General features: G+C 64.7%; 13 protein-coding genes. 7 read left to right on the top strand and 6 right to left on the bottom strand.

From position 1 onward, the window contains the following. The first annotated feature begins 33 nt into the window (after positions 1 to 33). Positions 34 to 702, top strand: a complete 669-nt coding sequence (locus AB2B41_RS18295) for a DUF1045 domain-containing protein (RefSeq protein WP_367879266.1) — start codon at positions 34 to 36, stop codon at positions 700 to 702. On the opposite strand, the gene AB2B41_RS18290 is transcribed toward AB2B41_RS18295, so the two are convergent. The 6 genes from AB2B41_RS18290 to AB2B41_RS18265 all read right to left on the bottom strand — a co-directional run bounded on the left by AB2B41_RS18290 (position 699) and on the right by AB2B41_RS18265 (position 6,477). Beyond that, positions 699 to 2,006: a TRAP transporter large permease gene (locus AB2B41_RS18290; RefSeq protein ID WP_367879265.1), complete on the bottom strand. Its 1,308-nt coding sequence runs from the start codon at positions 2,004 to 2,006 to the stop codon at positions 699 to 701. The genes AB2B41_RS18295 and AB2B41_RS18290 overlap by 4 nt on opposite strands. Next, the gene (locus tag AB2B41_RS18285; protein ID WP_367879264.1) at positions 2,006 to 2,512 is read right to left on the bottom strand and encodes a TRAP transporter small permease; all 507 of its coding nucleotides are present in this window, start codon (positions 2,510 to 2,512) and stop codon (positions 2,006 to 2,008) included. The genes AB2B41_RS18290 and AB2B41_RS18285 overlap by 1 nt, the downstream gene beginning before the upstream one ends. Positions 2,513 to 2,564: 52 nt before the next feature. Next, on the bottom strand, positions 2,565 to 3,578 hold the full coding sequence (gene dctP, locus AB2B41_RS18280) for a TRAP transporter substrate-binding protein DctP (RefSeq protein ID WP_367879263.1): 1,014 nt from the start codon (positions 3,576 to 3,578) through the stop codon (positions 2,565 to 2,567). A gap of 87 nt (positions 3,579 to 3,665) precedes the next feature. Next, positions 3,666 to 4,277, bottom strand: coding sequence for a 3-isopropylmalate dehydratase small subunit (gene leuD, locus AB2B41_RS18275; protein ID WP_367879262.1), 612 nt, complete (start codon positions 4,275 to 4,277; stop codon positions 3,666 to 3,668). Then, positions 4,277 to 5,683 (bottom strand): 3-isopropylmalate dehydratase large subunit, encoded by a 1,407-nt coding sequence (gene leuC / locus AB2B41_RS18270; RefSeq protein ID WP_367879261.1) that lies wholly within the window; start codon positions 5,681 to 5,683, stop codon positions 4,277 to 4,279. Before leuC ends, leuD begins: the two co-directional genes overlap by 1 nt. After that, the gene (locus AB2B41_RS18265; RefSeq protein WP_367879260.1) at positions 5,680 to 6,477 is read right to left on the bottom strand and encodes a GntR family transcriptional regulator; all 798 of its coding nucleotides are present in this window, start codon (positions 6,475 to 6,477) and stop codon (positions 5,680 to 5,682) included. The genes leuC and AB2B41_RS18265 overlap by 4 nt, the downstream gene beginning before the upstream one ends. Before the next feature lie 123 nt (positions 6,478 to 6,600). On the opposite strand from AB2B41_RS18265, the gene AB2B41_RS18260 reads away from it, so the two are divergent. Genes AB2B41_RS18260 through AB2B41_RS18235 form a run of 6 tightly spaced genes read left to right on the top strand, consistent with a single transcriptional unit; the run spans position 6,601 to position 13,779 of the window. After that, entirely contained in the window at positions 6,601 to 7,188 is a 588-nt protein-coding gene (locus AB2B41_RS18260) for a tautomerase family protein (RefSeq protein ID WP_367879259.1), read from the top strand. Continuing rightward, the gene (locus AB2B41_RS18255; RefSeq protein WP_367879258.1) at positions 7,185 to 8,879 is read left to right on the top strand and encodes a hydantoinase B/oxoprolinase family protein; all 1,695 of its coding nucleotides are present in this window, start codon (positions 7,185 to 7,187) and stop codon (positions 8,877 to 8,879) included. Before AB2B41_RS18260 ends, AB2B41_RS18255 begins: the two co-directional genes overlap by 4 nt. Beyond that, positions 8,876 to 10,939 (top strand): hydantoinase/oxoprolinase family protein, encoded by a 2,064-nt coding sequence (locus AB2B41_RS18250; protein WP_367879257.1) that lies wholly within the window; start codon positions 8,876 to 8,878, stop codon positions 10,937 to 10,939. Before AB2B41_RS18255 ends, AB2B41_RS18250 begins: the two co-directional genes overlap by 4 nt. Continuing rightward, on the top strand, positions 10,936 to 11,556 hold the full coding sequence (locus AB2B41_RS18245) for a cysteine hydrolase family protein (RefSeq protein WP_367879256.1): 621 nt from the start codon (positions 10,936 to 10,938) through the stop codon (positions 11,554 to 11,556). The genes AB2B41_RS18250 and AB2B41_RS18245 overlap by 4 nt, the downstream gene beginning before the upstream one ends. After that, positions 11,553 to 12,416, top strand: coding sequence for an isocitrate lyase/PEP mutase family protein (locus AB2B41_RS18240; protein WP_367879255.1), 864 nt, complete (start codon positions 11,553 to 11,555; stop codon positions 12,414 to 12,416). Before AB2B41_RS18245 ends, AB2B41_RS18240 begins: the two co-directional genes overlap by 4 nt. After that, positions 12,409 to 13,779, top strand: a complete 1,371-nt coding sequence (locus tag AB2B41_RS18235) for an FAD-dependent oxidoreductase (RefSeq protein ID WP_367879254.1) — start codon at positions 12,409 to 12,411, stop codon at positions 13,777 to 13,779. The genes AB2B41_RS18240 and AB2B41_RS18235 overlap by 8 nt, the downstream gene beginning before the upstream one ends. Positions 13,780 to 13,843 lie beyond the last annotated feature (64 nt).

Genomic DNA, 13,843 nt, shown 5'->3' with positions numbered 1-13,843 from the left:
GCACCTGACGCAGCAGCCCGCCGGAGAGAGCCGATGTTCACGCGATATGCGGTCTATTTCACCGCCGACGGTATGCTTGGCGCGCGCGGTGCCGCTTGGCTGGGATGGGACATCGCGATGGGCGCGGCGATGCCGCAGCCAGGTCTGTCTGGAATCGATCTGGCGGCAGTCACGGAGAAGCCGCGCAGGTACGGGTTTCATGGGACGATCAAGCCGCCCTTTGCCTTGAAAGATGAGTTGCGGGAGGATGCTTTGCAGGCGGCTTTCGGGGCGCTGTGCAAAGCTGTGCGGCCAGTGGTCTGTGAAGCGCTGGAGGTGTCACGTTTGGGGCGGTTCCTGGCGCTTACCCCGGTAGGGGATGCGAGCGATCTGAAGGCGCTTGCGGCAAAGGTGGTTCGGGACCTCGACTGTTTTCGCGCGCCGCCCACTGAGGCGGAGTTGGCGCGGCGGCGTGGTGCCCGATTGACACCGGCGCAGGAGGAGAACCTGACGCTCTGGGGCTATCCGCATGTCATGGACCAGTTCCGTTTTCACATGACGTTGAGCGGGCGCATGAAGGATCTTTCCGAGATCCAGGAGACGGCAGAGCGCTATTTCGCGCCAGTTTTGGCACGTCCCTTCCGGATGGATAGCCTGACGCTGGTGGGTGAGCGTCCGGACGGCACGTTCGTCAATATCGCGCGGCGGGAACTGGGGCGTTAGAGCCCCGGCAGCCAGAGCGCCAGCCCCGGGAAGGCCACGAGCAGCGCCACCAGCAGAAGCGAGCAGCCGATGAAGGGGAAGGCGGAAGTGTAGATCTCGCGCATGGTCGTGCCCGGCGGGGCCACACCTTTCATCACGAAGAGCAGGAGGCCAAAGGGCGGGGTGGTGAAGCTGATTTCGAGCGCCAGCAGCATGATGAGGCCGAACCAGATCGGGTCGAAGCCGAGGGTCTGTGCGAGCGGGAAAAAGATCGGCACGGTCAGCAGCATGATCGAGATCTGCTCCATGAACATGCCCAAGAGGAGCAGAACGCCGAACATCACCAGCAGCATCACCAGCGGGGCAAGGTCATAGGAGGTCGCCCAGTTCACGAGGCCCCGCGAGGCACCGGAGAAGGCGAGAAGCTGGCTGAAGGTCGCGGAGCCGAAGACGATGAGGTAAGCCATCAGTGTCACGCGCAGGGCGCCGACGATGGATTTCTTCATCGTCTCCCATGTCAGGCAGCGGAAGATGGCCGCAAGGATCAGGACGCCTGCAGCGCCGAAGGCGGCGGCCTCGGACGGGGTCACGAAGCCCTGGATCATCAGTACGATGATCACGACCATGACGCCCACCATGGGGACGACCTCTCGCAGCAGAAGCATCAGCTTGGTGCCGAAGGACATCGGTTCGACGTCGTAGGCTGGGGCGGCTGAGGGGTCGATCCTGGTCTGAATCCAGATCGTCCCGATGTAGAAGCAAGCGAGGATCAGGCCGGGTATCACCCCCGCGATCAGCAGCGCACCCACATCGATCTTGGCGAGCGTCGCGAGCAGAACGGCAAGGGCTGAGGGCGGGATAATGATGGCAAGGCCCCCGGTGCCAAGGATGGGGCCAATGCTCATGTGGGACTTGTAGCCCCGGCGGCCCATTTCGGGCACCATGAGGGATCCGAGGAGCGCGGTTGAGCCCATCGAGGAGCCAGAGAGCGTGGAGAAGGCCGTGCCACCGAGGACGGTGACATAGCTGAGGCGTCCCGGCAGGCGGCCGAGCAGGCGGTCGATGGCGTTGAACATGCGTCCGCCAAGGCCGGTGTGAAAGAAGATCTCGCCCATCAGCAGAAAGAGCGGGATCGGGACCAGCGCGTAGGTGGTCAGCGATCCGAGGCCGTTGTTGAGCAGCTGCACGACGCCACGCTCGCCACCCATGAATATCCATGCGCCGATAATATTGGCGGCAAGAAACGCGAGCGCCACGGGCATGCCGAGTGCCATCAGGAACATGATTGCGCCGAGAAGCAGCGCGAGGGCCTCGAACCATTCCATTATTCGTGAATCCCCGCTTCGCCCGTGTGCATGAGGTCCGAGCCGAAGACGAAACGGACGAATTCAATGGCCATCAGCCCGAAGCTGAGCGGAAAGGCGATGGTCAGTATCCAGCGCGGGAAATAATAGGCGCGGGTGTCGAAATCGCCGCGCGCGATGTTGGTCTGCACCAGCTCCACGCCCTTCCAGAACAGGATTAGGCAGACCGCGACACAGGCAAGGGCGACAAGGCGGCTGAGAACGCGGCGCAGCCCTTCGGGCAGGGCGGCGGTGACCAGTTCGATGTGCACATGGCCTTTTTCGCGCACCAGCCAAGGCGCGCCGAGCATGGTCATGTAAAGGATGCCGTATTCGGCGGAGGTGAAAAGCCACGCGGGTGGCTGCAGGGCAAGGTTGCGCATCATCACCGAGATGATCGTCGAGATCATCAGCCAGACGAGCGTTGCGCCCGCGATGAAGGCCATCGCGTAGACGAGCGCGCTGTAGGTTCGGGATATCGCTGCCATTGTGCCTTCCTCAAGGGGGGCGGGCCCGCTGGTGGGCGGGCCCGGTCTGGTCTTAGTTGGCCGCGTCGAGATCGTAGAAGAGCTCGATCAAACGGTCGTAGTTGTCGGTGCCGCCGGGCTGACCGGCCATGACTTCCTTCATCCGCTCCCAAGTCTTTTCACGGGCGGCGGCGAGATAATTGGCCTTGGCCTCACCTTCGAGGCTCACGACCTTCATGCCAGCGGCTTCAAGGGCGGCAAAGTCCTCGTCCCGCTTGGCACGCAGGGCTTCGACACTGTCCTTTTCGTGCTGGATGGCGACGTCCTGCAGGATCGTCTTGGCCTCGTCCGACAGCGAATTCCAGCGGTCGAGGTTCACGATCACGCCGAGGTCGGTGGAGAAGAAGCAGGGCTCGATCCGGTAGTTCAGGAACTCGTTCCACTTCAGGTCAATGAGGCCGATCTGGGTCCAGCCGGTCGCATCCACCACGCCGCGCTGAAGGGCGGAGTAAACCTCGCCGGTGGGCAGGTCGATCACCTGGGCGCCGAGGTAGTTGGTGAAGAAGGCGTTGTAGACGTTGTTGCCGCGCAGCTTCAGCCCTTCGACCTCGAGGTTGCCGTCGGCGTCAAAGCTGGGCTCGTTCCGGGTCCAGAGGTTGTAGCAGACGCCCGAGTCCATCCAGCCGAGGTACTTGAGGCCCATCTTTTTCTGGTGGATCTGGTCGATGAGTTCGGTGCCGCCGTTCTGGCGGGTCTCGACGGCGGTCAGGTTCGAGGCCACCATCGCGTCCTTTTCGGGCAGCGCGCCGCCGTAGAAGGAGCCAGGGGTGTAGACCATGTCGACAATGCCGTCGCGCACCGCGTCGGGCTGCTGGAACATGCCGATGGCCTCGGGGCCGCCGCGCACTTCGATCTGGACGACGCCTTCACCGGCGGCATTCACCTTGTCCACGAAGGACAGGAAGCTTTGCGTGTAGATCAGCGTTTCGGGAAACGCGTGTACGGCGGTGATCGTTTCCTGCGCATAGGCGCTTGTCCCGATCAGGGTCGAGGCGGCGACAAAGCCGCCCATCAGGTTCATTTTCATCTGTCTTCCTCCAAGGTTCGGGTGCCTCAAGCACCCTGGTGATAGGCAACTCCCTCGTGCCCGGTTGTGCCAGCGTGCTGGCCTTTCTCAATTCGGCGCGGCGGGCCAGGCCCAGTTCGCGTTGAGATGTCTTTCGTCCCTGAACGCGCGGATGACGTCAGCGTGCTGCAAAGTCAGGTCGATGTCGTCCCATCCGTTCACGAGCTTTGTGCGCCAGTTGTCCTGAAGCTCGAAGTCCACGGTGATGTCGTTGATGGTGATGCAGCGGGTCTCAAGGTCAACGCTTGCCTGGCTTGGTTGGTCGGCGAGCGCTTCGCGCAGTTTTTCGACTGCCTCGGGGGATACGCGGGCAGGCAGCAGGCCGTTGTTGACGGCATTGCTGGCGAAGATATCGCCGAAGCTGGGGGCTATGACGGCGCGGATGCCCGCGTCGACCAGCGCGTAGACCGCCGCCTCGCGCGAGGACCCGCTGCCGAAGTTCGGGCCGGCGACAAGGATCGACGCGACAGGATTGGCGTTCAGCGGGAAGTCCGGTTTCGGCGTGCCGTCCTCGTCGTGGCGCAGGTCGTGCAGCAGGTAGTTGCCGTAGCCCGCGCTGCGCGGGGTGGACATGAAGCGCGCCGGGATCAGCTGATCCGTATCGACGTTATCGAGGGGGAGCAGCACGGCCTGTCCCTTATGTTCGGTCCAGCCCCCCATCACGCGGCCCTGTTCTGAAGAAGGGGGCGGACGTCGGCGATCTCTCCGGTCACGGCGGCGGCGGCGACCATGGCGGGGGACATCAGATGCGTGCGGGCACCGCGGCCCTGGCGGCCCCGGAAATTCCGGTTGGTGGACGACGCGCAGCGCTTGCCGGGGGCGACGATATCGCCATTCATGCCGACGCACATGGAGCAGCCGGAGGCGACCCAGTCGAGACCCGCTTCGGTGAAGATGCGGTCGAGGCCCTCCTGTTCGGCCTGGGCCTTTACCTGCGCCGAGCCGGGGGAGACGATGCCCGGCACCTTGGCCTTGCGGCCCGAAAGCACGGCAGCGGCGGCACGCAGGTCCTCGATGCGGCCGTTGGTGCAGGAGCCGATGAAGACCTGATCGACCGGCGTGCCCGCGATGGGTTTGCCGGGGGCGAGGCCCATGTAGTCAAGCGCGGCTTCGGCGGCGGCGGATTTGCCATCGGGCAGGCTGGCGGGCTGGGGGATGATGGCATCGACCGGGACAGCCTGTTCGGGGCTGGTGCCCCAGGTGACGGTTGGGGCGATGGTGCGGGCGTCGATACTGACCTCTTTGTCAAAGGAGGCAGAGTCGTCCGAACGCAACGCGTCCCATGCGGTTACCGCCTGATCCCAGTCGGTGCCTTTCGGCGCGAAGGGGCGGTCCTTGACGTAGTCATAGGTCGTCCGATCCGGCGCGATCATGCCGAAGCGCGCGCCGCCCTCGATCGAGAGATTGCAGAGCGTCATGCGGCCTTCCATGGAGAGACCGCGAATGGTGTCGCCGGAATACTCCACCGCGTGCCCCTGCGCACCACCGGTGCCCAGCTTTGCGATCCAGTTAAGCGCGATGTCCTTGGCCGACACGCCGGGACCGAGCGGCCCTTCGACGGTGATGCGCATGGCCTTGGGCTTCTTCTGCCAGATCGTCTGGGTGCAGAGCACATGGGCCACCTCGGTCGCGCCGATCCCGAAGGCGAGCGCGCCGAAGGCGCCGTGGGTCGAGGTGTGGCTGTCGCCACAGTTGATGAGGAGGCCGGGCAGGGTGAGGCCCTGCTCGGGGCCGATCACATGGACAATGCCCTGACCGGGACTCATCAGATCGAAGAGGCGCAGCCCGTGTTTTTCAGCGTTTTCGGTCAAGGTGCGGATCATCCGCGCGATATCGGGGGCCATGTCAGAGCCCCGGTTGCGCGTGGGGGCGTAGTGATCGACGACCCCGAAGGTGAGGTTCGGTTCGGCCACTTTCGCACCGCGTTCCGCCAGTTTGGCGAAGGCGTGGTGCGAGCCTTCGTGCACCAGATGGCGGTCGACCCAGAGGAGCGAGGTGCCGTCCTCGCGGCGCAGGATTTCATGCGCCGACCAAAGCTTGTCGAGAAGGGTGCGGGGGCGGCTCATGCGGCGCTTTCCCCGTCCTGGCCGATGGCAGGCTCCCAGTGACGCGCGGCCCCCTGACCGACGCGGGTGAGCGGCATCTCAAGGCGGAACATGTCGGGGCGGTAGAGGCCCGCAAGGTATTCGACGCCCTTGCCGTTCACATCCCGCACGACCCGGCGCAGCGACAGAAGGGCGGAGCCGGTGGCGATGCCCAAGGCTTCGGCGACTTCCGGTCCGGCGAGCGTGGCGGAAACGGACTGATGCGCTTCCTCTATCTTTACCCCGCTGCGTTCGAGCAGGGCAAAGAGCGGCTGGCTGGCCAGATCGTCCTCGGAGTAGTTGCGGGCGATATCCGCAGGAACATAGGTCGTCAGGTGCGAGAAGGGCGTGCCATCGGCGCTGCGCACGCGGGTGGCGATCTGGACGTCTTCGTCAGCGGCGAGGTCCATGGCGCGGGCCACGAAGTCGGGCGCAGGACCGTAGGAGAAGGACAGAAGCCGCGCCGTGGTGCTGTGGCCCATCTCGACAAGCTGCGGCATCAGGGTGGTGAAATTCATCGCGACGGGTTTGTCGGGGGCTGAGCCGCCGCGCACCCGGGTCCCGCTGCCCGCGCGGCGTTCGATCAGCCCGTCATCGGCCAGCGCATCGAGCGCACGGCGTACGGTCACACGGGAGACACCAAAGGTCTCGGCAAGGCGCTGTTCGCCGGGCAGACTGTCGCCGTCGGAAAGAGAACCGCCGGTGATCTGGTCGCGCAGGGACAGGTAGACGCGCTGCGCCTTGGCGCCCTCGGGCAGCATTTCTCCCCTGTTCATATGCACGTGGCAATTCTCCCCTTTGGACCGGACATTACAGGCGGCGCTAAAAAATGCAAGATGCTGTCTTAACAATCCACTCAAACTAGTATTATAGATAATACAGATTTTGGGAGGGATGGGATGCCGATTGTCGAATTGCATGTCCTGGAAGGCTATGGCGCAGAGGACAAACGCCGCCTTGGCGAGGCTTTGACCGATGCCGTCCGATTCGTTGTTCCCGCCGCTCCCGAAGCGATCACGGTGATGATCCACGAGATGCCGGAGCCGCATTATTACCGTGGCCGGACGACGCGGGGCGGGGCAGCGGCGCTGCCTGATCCCAAGGAGTTAGTGCGGTCTTACCTTGCGGCAATGGAAGCGCGCGATCTGGCGAAGGCGGAAGGGATGCTGGGCGAATGCTTCACCATGCAGTTTCCCGGTACGGTCCCGATGACGAAGCTGAAAGAGCTGATCGAATGGGCGGCACCCCGTTATCGCTTCGTCACCAAGACGTATGAGGGATTCGACGCGATGCAGTCGGAAGGTGCGGCGGCGATCGTTTATTGCCGGGGCACGCTGTCGGGGGAATGGCCGGATGGCACGCCCTTCGATGGCATCCGCTTTATCGACCGCTTCGAGGTCGAGGGCGGCAAGATCACGAAACAGGACGTCTGGAATGACATGGGTGAAGTCCGCGGCACGGCGCGGAAGGCGGAGGTGAGACCATGAGCGAGATCGACCCGATCACATTGTCGGTTCTGGCAGGCAGGATGGAGCAGATCGCGGACGAGATGGACGCGACGCTTTTCCGTGCGGCCTTCAACCCCATTATCGCCGAGGCGCATGATGCAAGCCACGGGCTTTATCATGCGAGCACGGGTGACACGCTGGTGCAGGGCAAGTCGGGGCTACCGATCTTTGTCGGCGTGATGTCCTTTGCCGTGAAGGCGGTGATCGAGAAAGCGGCGGCGGATGGCGATCTGGCCGATGGCGACATCTACATCTTCAACGACGCGCATATCGGCGGCACTCACTTGAGCGACATGCGGCTGGTGCGACCCTATTTCAGGGACGGGGAATTGTTCTGCTACCTCGCTTCGGTCGGGCACTGGCACGATGTGGGCGGCGCGGTGCCGGGCAATTACAACCCGGCGGCGACGGAGGTGTTTCAGGAGGCTTTCGTGCTACCTCCGGTGCGGCTGGCGCGGGCGGGCGAGGTCAATCAAGATATTATCGACATTCTCTTGCGTAATACGCGGTTGCCGCAGTCGGCGATGGGGGATCTCAACGGCCAGATGGGGGCGCTGGACCTTGGCGTGAAGCGCATGGACGAGTTGCTGGACGAGTACGGGGCCGAGACGGTCTCGGCCGCGCTTGACGCTTTGGGACATCGGGCGGAGGCGCTGATGCGCTCGGAGCTGGAGGGTTTGCCGGACGGGCGTTGGGAGGCGGAGGATTTTCTGGACAACGACGGGATCACGGATGCGCCGCTCAAGATCAAGGTGGCGCTGGAAATCGCGGGCGACCGGATGACGCTGGATTTTGCGGGCTCCGCGCCACAATGTGCAGGGCCGGTTAACATCGCGCTGCCGACCACGGTGGCCACGGCCTACGTGGCGATCAAGCATATCTTTCCGGGGCTTCCGGCCAATGCCGGGGTGATGCGTCCCATCAACGTGAAAGTGCCGGAGGGGTCGATCCTGTCGGCTGAGTTTCCTGCGCCTACGGGCGGCTATACCGAGACGATCCTGCGGATGATCGACGTGGTTTTCTCGGCCTTCGCGCAGGCTGCACCCGAACGGGTGGTGGCCAATGCCTACGGGACGATCAATGCGCTGTCGATTGCGGGCAAGCGGAAGAATGGCCAGCCCTGGGTAATGTTCAGTTTCTATGGCGGCGGACATGGCGGTTCCGTCGAGAGCGACGGGTTGAACCATGGCAACGCGCCGATTTCGACGGCGACGATCCCGCCGATGGAGATTCTCGAAGCGGCCTATCCCGTGATGTTCCGCAAATGGGCGCTGCGGCCCGATAGCGCGGGCGCGGGTGCGCATCGCGGCGGGATGGGTGCGATCTATGAAATCGAGGTGCTGGAGGAGAACGGCGCCGAGGCGTTTCTCTTTGGTGAGCGGGGGCGGTTTGCGCCCAAGGGGATATCCGGTGGGGGCGATGCGGCACTGAACGCGTTCTCATTCGAGCAGGATGAGGGCTGGGACAGCCCGCCGCTTGCGTCGAAGATGCGGGGGATCAAGCTGAAGCAGGGGCAGGCGGTGCGTTTGGAGACGCCCGGAGGCGGTGGCTATGGCAAGGCCAGCGAGCGGGCGGCGGCGGACGTGGCCCGTGACGTGGCGCGGGGCCTGATGAGCGAAGAATTGGCGGACCGGACATATGGTGCCGCATGGCGGGAGGTGTCGGCATGAGCGGGCGCATGATCGGTGTGGACGTGGGCGGGACCTTTACCGACGTTTTCGTGCTGAACGAGGCCGATGGGACGGCGGCGGTGGCCAAAGTGCCGACGACACGGCCCGACCAGTCGGGCGGGTTCCTCGATGGCATCGGGCGCGAGGTGTCGGACCTGTCGGAGATTTCCGTTGTTGTGCATGGGACGACGGCTGGGACCAACGCGCTCCTGGAGCGCAAGGGGGCGAAAACCGGCGTTATCTGCACCGAAGGTCTGCGCGACGTGCTTGAGATGCGCAGGCGGGACCGGCCCCTGACGTGGGGGCTTCGCGGGGATTTCGAGCCGGTGGTGGACCGCCGCGACCGGCTGGAGGTGCCGGAGCGGACGCTGGCCAGCGGTGAGGTGCGCACGCCCGTCGATCTGGATGCGGTGCGCGCGGCGGCGCAGCAGTTGCTGGATCAGAAGTGCGACGCTGTGTCGATCCTTTTTGCGAATTCCTATGCCAATCCAGAGAACGAACAGGCCGCGGTTGCGGCGGTGCGGGAGCTCTGGCCGAATCCGCATGTCTCGGCCTCATCGGAAATCCTGCCGGAAATTCGGGAGTTCGAGCGGTTCTCGACCACGGCGCTGAATGCCTATCTGCAACCGGAGGTTTCGGGCTACCTCGGTCGTCTTGAAGACGCTCTGAAGAAGGGCGGTTTTGACGGTGAGTTCATGATCGTGCAGTCGAACGGTGGCGTGATGGCGGTCGATACCGCCTGCCGCTTGCCGGTGCGCACAGCGCTTTCCGGGCCTGCGGCAGGGGTGATCGCGGCGGGGTATATCGCGTCTTCGGCGGGGTTCGATAACATCATCACCGGCGATATGGGCGGGACGAGCTTCGACGTGTCTCTTATCCATGAAGGGCAGTCGATGTTGTCGCCCCAGACCTCCATCGACTTCGGCATGGTGGTGCGGACGCCGATGATCGAGATCACGACGATTGGCGCGGGTGGCGGCTCCATCGCCTGCGTCGACAAGGGCGGGCTTCTGAACATCGGGCCGGAAAGCGCGGGCTCGACCCCCGGTCCGGTGGCCTACGGCCAGGGCAATACCCGACCCACAGTGACGGATGCGAATGTCGTGCTGGGCCGCATCGACCCGGACAATCCCATCGGAGGCAAGCTCAAGCGGCTGGATGTGGAGGCCGCGAAGAAAGCTATCGACGAACATGTGGGCAAGCCGCTGGGCCTTGAGACCATGCAGGCGGCGGAGGCGATCCTGCGGGTTGCAAATTCGCGCATGGCCGGGGCGATCCGGCTGGTCAGCATCGAACGCGGCTTCGACCCGAAACGCTTTGCCTTCATGCCCTTCGGCGGCGGCGGGGCGCTGCACGCCGGTGCCATGCTGGCCGAAGTGGGCATCGCGCGGGCCATTGTGCCGCGCTATCCCGGCGTGACCAGCGCCATGGGCTGCGTCATTGCGGACATGCGTCAGGATTTCGTGCAGACGATCAACACGCTGGTTTCCGGGCTGGACGAGGCAGCACTTAGCGGGTTCATGCAATCCCACGCGGATCAGGGCATGGCGCTGCTGGATGCGGCGCGGACGACCTTCGAGGCGCGGGAGGTCACGTTCGAACTGGACATGGCCTATGTCGGGCAGACGCATACGGTTGCGGTGCCGCTGAAGGTGGCTGTACACGAGGGCAAGGTCACGCCGCCAACGAAGGCCGAGATCGAAGCGGCGTTCGACGCGGCCTATCGGGGCACATTCGGACGGCTGCTGAAGAACGGCACGCGGCGCATCCTCAACCTGCGCTCGGCGGTGACCGGCAAGCGGCCCAAGTTCGATCTTTCTACGCTGGCGCCGAAGGGTGAGGGCGTCAGCACGCCCAAGGCCACCCGGCAGGTGCATTTCGGTGACGACTGGCACGAGACGGCGATCTACGACCGGCTGCGGCTGCCGGTGGGCGCGGTCATCGAGGGGCCCGCGATTTTGGAGCAGCCCGATACAACCGTGCTGATCGAACCGGGGCTCCGGGGGCGCGTGGACGACTTCGGAAATACCATCATCGAACCGGTGGAGGGCAAGGCATGAGCGATCCGAGAAGCTGGGATTTGAGCAAGACCGCGCTGCTGACGATTGACCTGCAGAACGACTTCATCCACCCCGAGGGGGCCTACGGCCGCGCGGGACAGACGGCGGAGAGCATCGCGGCGCTGCCGGAGCGGGTGGCACCCTTGGTGAAGGCGCTGCGGGCGAAAGGCGGACAGTACATCTCGGCGCAGTTCACGCTGGTGCCGGGGCCAGATGGTGAGCCCCTGATCGCGCCGCATCTGAAGGAGCTGCGGCCGTTCCTCGGGAAAGGGGATTTCGAGCCGGGGGGATGGGGGCATACGGTCGTCGATACCCTAAAACCGGCGGATTTCGTGATCGAGAAGGTGGCCTATTCGGCGTTCTACCAGACGCGGCTGGAATACATCATGCGGGCGATGGGGATCGAGCATCTGATTGTCGGCGGGATTGTGACCAATGGCGGGGTGGCGTCCACCCTGCGCGACGCGCATCTGCGGAATATCGAGACGGTGATGCTGACCGATGGCTGCGGAGCGTTCCGAGGCGACGTGCATGACGCGACGATCCTGTCGCTGGCGACGGTGACCAAGCAGATGACCTGCGCCGAGGCGCTCGACTGGCTGGAGGGCGCGGCATGAGTTTGCGCGAACGACTGACCCGGAAAGAGATCGTCGTCGCCCCCGGTGTCTACGATGGGCTGACCGCTTCGCTGGCGGCCGCCGCCGGTTTCGAGGCGCTGTACCTCAGCGGCGCGGCGGTGGCCTATACGCGTCTGGGACGGCCGGACATCGGGCTGACCTCGGTCAGCGAAATGACCGATACCATGGCGCTGATCGCGGATCGGGTGGACCTGCCGGTGATCATCGACGCGGACACCGGGTTTGGCAATGCGCTGAACGCGCAGCGGACCATGCGGATGTACGAACGCGCAGGCGCTGCGGCGCTGCAGGTCGAGGACCAGACCTACCCCAAGCGCTGCGGGCATCTGAAGGACAAGTCCCTTATCCCGGCGGGCGAGATGGTGGGCAAGGTGCAGGCGATGGCCGATGCACGGGCCTCTGACGAGACGCTGATCGTGGCGCGGACGGATGCGATTGCGGTTGAGGGGCTGAGTGCCGCGATTGACCGGGCCGAGCGGTATCTGGAAGCGGGGGCGGATGTGCTTTTCATCGAAGCACCGCAGAGCCACGATCAGATGGCCGAGATCACGGGCACCTTTGGCGGTCGAGTGCCGCTCCTTGCGAATATGGTGGAAGGCGGTGCGACGCCCATCACCAACGCGGCCGACCTTCAGGCGCGTGGATTCTCGATTGCGATTTTTCCCGGCGGTATCGTCCGTGCCATCGCGCGCACCGCACAGGATTATTACGGCAGCCTTGCGAAGAACGGCAGCAACCGGCCCTTCGTCGACCGGATGTTCGACTTCAACGGGTTGAACGCGGTGATCGGCACGGACGCAATGCTGGCGGAAGGGGAGCGTTACAGCCGCGATGACTGATCTGGTCGCACCGACACCCGACGCCTTCGATCTGGAATGCGAAACCGTGATCATCGGCGCGGGGGCCTGCGGGCTGGTCGCGGCGCTGTCGGCGCAGGAGGCGGGGCAGGACGTACTGGTGATCGAGGCGGATGCGGTGCCAAGCGGGTCGACCGCGCTGTCGGCGGGGCTTATCCCGGCGGCGGGCACTCGTATCCAGAAGGCGGCGGGGATCAAGGACAGCGCCGCGCTTTTCGCCGAGGACATTCAGGCCAAGGCGCACGGGGAGAACGATCAGGCGCTGGTCGATCTGATGGCGCAAAACGCGGCCGGGGTGATCGACTGGCTTGCGGACACGCATGGCTTGCCGTTCTCGGTGGTGACGAATTTCGACTATCCGGGCCACAGCCGCCGCCGGATGCACGGGCTGCCCACGCGGTCCGGTGCCGAACTGGTCAATGCCTTGCGCGCTGCCTGCGAGGCGGCGGGGATCGACATCATTTGCGAACGCCGTGCGACGACGCTTTATCACGAAGGTGACCTTGTTACGGGCATCAGGGTCCAACGTCCCGATGGCGGGGCCGAGACCATCGGCTGCCGCAAGCTGATCCTTGCCTGCAACGGCTTTGGCGGCAATCGCGAACTGGTGGCGGAGCACATGCCGGACATCAAGGACGGCCTGTGGTTCGGCCACGATGGCAACCGGGGCGAGGCGATCCGCTGGGGCGCGGAGCTGGGCGCGGTGCTGGCGCATCTGGGGGCATACCAGGGCCACGGCAACGTGGCGCATCCCCATGGCATCCTGATCACCTGGGCGGTGATCACACAGGGCGGCGTGCAGGTAAACCGCGAGGGCAAGCGCTTCTGGGACGAATCTCAGGGCTATTCCGAAGCGGCGCGCGCGGTGCTGGCGCAGCCGGGCGGAGAGGCCTTTGCCATTTTCGACGCACGCATCGCCGAGATTGCGGCGCAGTTCGAGGATTTCAAACAGGCGCAGGCGGTAGGGGCCGTGCGGACCAACGAGACGCTCGCAGGCCTGGCCGAGGACCTTGGCCTGCCGGTGGCGACCCTCGGAGCGACGATCGCGGCCATCCCCGAGGACGGCACGGATGCCTTCGGGCGCAGGTTCTCCGGACTTCCGCTGGCACCGCCCTATTGCGGTGTGCGGGTCACCGGTGCGCTCTTTCATACTCAGGGCGGGCTGGAAGTGAACGACCGCGCGCAGGTCAGGCACGGGGACGGCGGGCTCTTTCCCAATCTCTTTGCCGGGGGTGGCGCGGCCTGCGGTGTCTCTGGCCGCGGCGATAGCGGATATCTCTCGGGTAACGGGTTGCTGAGTGCCGTTGTGCTGGGCCGGATCGCAGGTCAGGCTTCTGTCGGTTAAACCCCGTTAACTCTTCAATGGATCGAGACGCTTATACAGACGGTAGAATGCACGAATCGCATTG

This window comes from Sulfitobacter sediminis, assembly GCF_040811725.1.
Classification (GTDB): Bacteria; Pseudomonadota; Alphaproteobacteria; order Rhodobacterales; family Rhodobacteraceae; genus Sulfitobacter; species Sulfitobacter sediminis.
Note: the sequence above shows the minus strand (reverse complement) of the source record. Positions and strands in the feature narration are given on the sequence as shown.

Excerpts from the sequence above, each read along its gene's own strand:
- leuC (WP_367879261.1), bottom strand. The coding sequence starts at position 5,683 with ATGAGCCGCCCCCGCACCCTTCTCGACAAGCTTTGGTCGGCGCATGAA.
- dctP (WP_367879263.1), bottom strand. The coding sequence starts at position 3,578 with ATGAAAATGAACCTGATGGGCGGCTTTGTCGCCGCCTCGACCCTGATC.
- leuD (WP_367879262.1), bottom strand. The coding sequence starts at position 4,277 with ATGGGGGGCTGGACCGAACATAAGGGACAGGCCGTGCTGCTCCCCCTC.
- AB2B41_RS18295 (WP_367879266.1), top strand. The coding sequence starts at position 34 with ATGTTCACGCGATATGCGGTCTATTTCACCGCCGACGGTATGCTTGGC.
- AB2B41_RS18245 (WP_367879256.1), top strand. The coding sequence starts at position 10,936 with ATGAGCGATCCGAGAAGCTGGGATTTGAGCAAGACCGCGCTGCTGACG.
- AB2B41_RS18240 (WP_367879255.1), top strand. The coding sequence starts at position 11,553 with ATGAGTTTGCGCGAACGACTGACCCGGAAAGAGATCGTCGTCGCCCCC.
- AB2B41_RS18235 (WP_367879254.1), top strand. The coding sequence starts at position 12,409 with ATGACTGATCTGGTCGCACCGACACCCGACGCCTTCGATCTGGAATGC.
- AB2B41_RS18285 (WP_367879264.1), bottom strand. The coding sequence starts at position 2,512 with ATGGCAGCGATATCCCGAACCTACAGCGCGCTCGTCTACGCGATGGCC.
- AB2B41_RS18250 (WP_367879257.1), top strand. The coding sequence starts at position 8,876 with ATGAGCGGGCGCATGATCGGTGTGGACGTGGGCGGGACCTTTACCGAC.
- AB2B41_RS18255 (WP_367879258.1), top strand. The coding sequence starts at position 7,185 with ATGAGCGAGATCGACCCGATCACATTGTCGGTTCTGGCAGGCAGGATG.
- AB2B41_RS18265 (WP_367879260.1), bottom strand. The coding sequence starts at position 6,477 with ATGAACAGGGGAGAAATGCTGCCCGAGGGCGCCAAGGCGCAGCGCGTC.
- AB2B41_RS18260 (WP_367879259.1), top strand. The coding sequence starts at position 6,601 with ATGCCGATTGTCGAATTGCATGTCCTGGAAGGCTATGGCGCAGAGGAC.
- AB2B41_RS18290 (WP_367879265.1), bottom strand. The coding sequence starts at position 2,006 with ATGGAATGGTTCGAGGCCCTCGCGCTGCTTCTCGGCGCAATCATGTTC.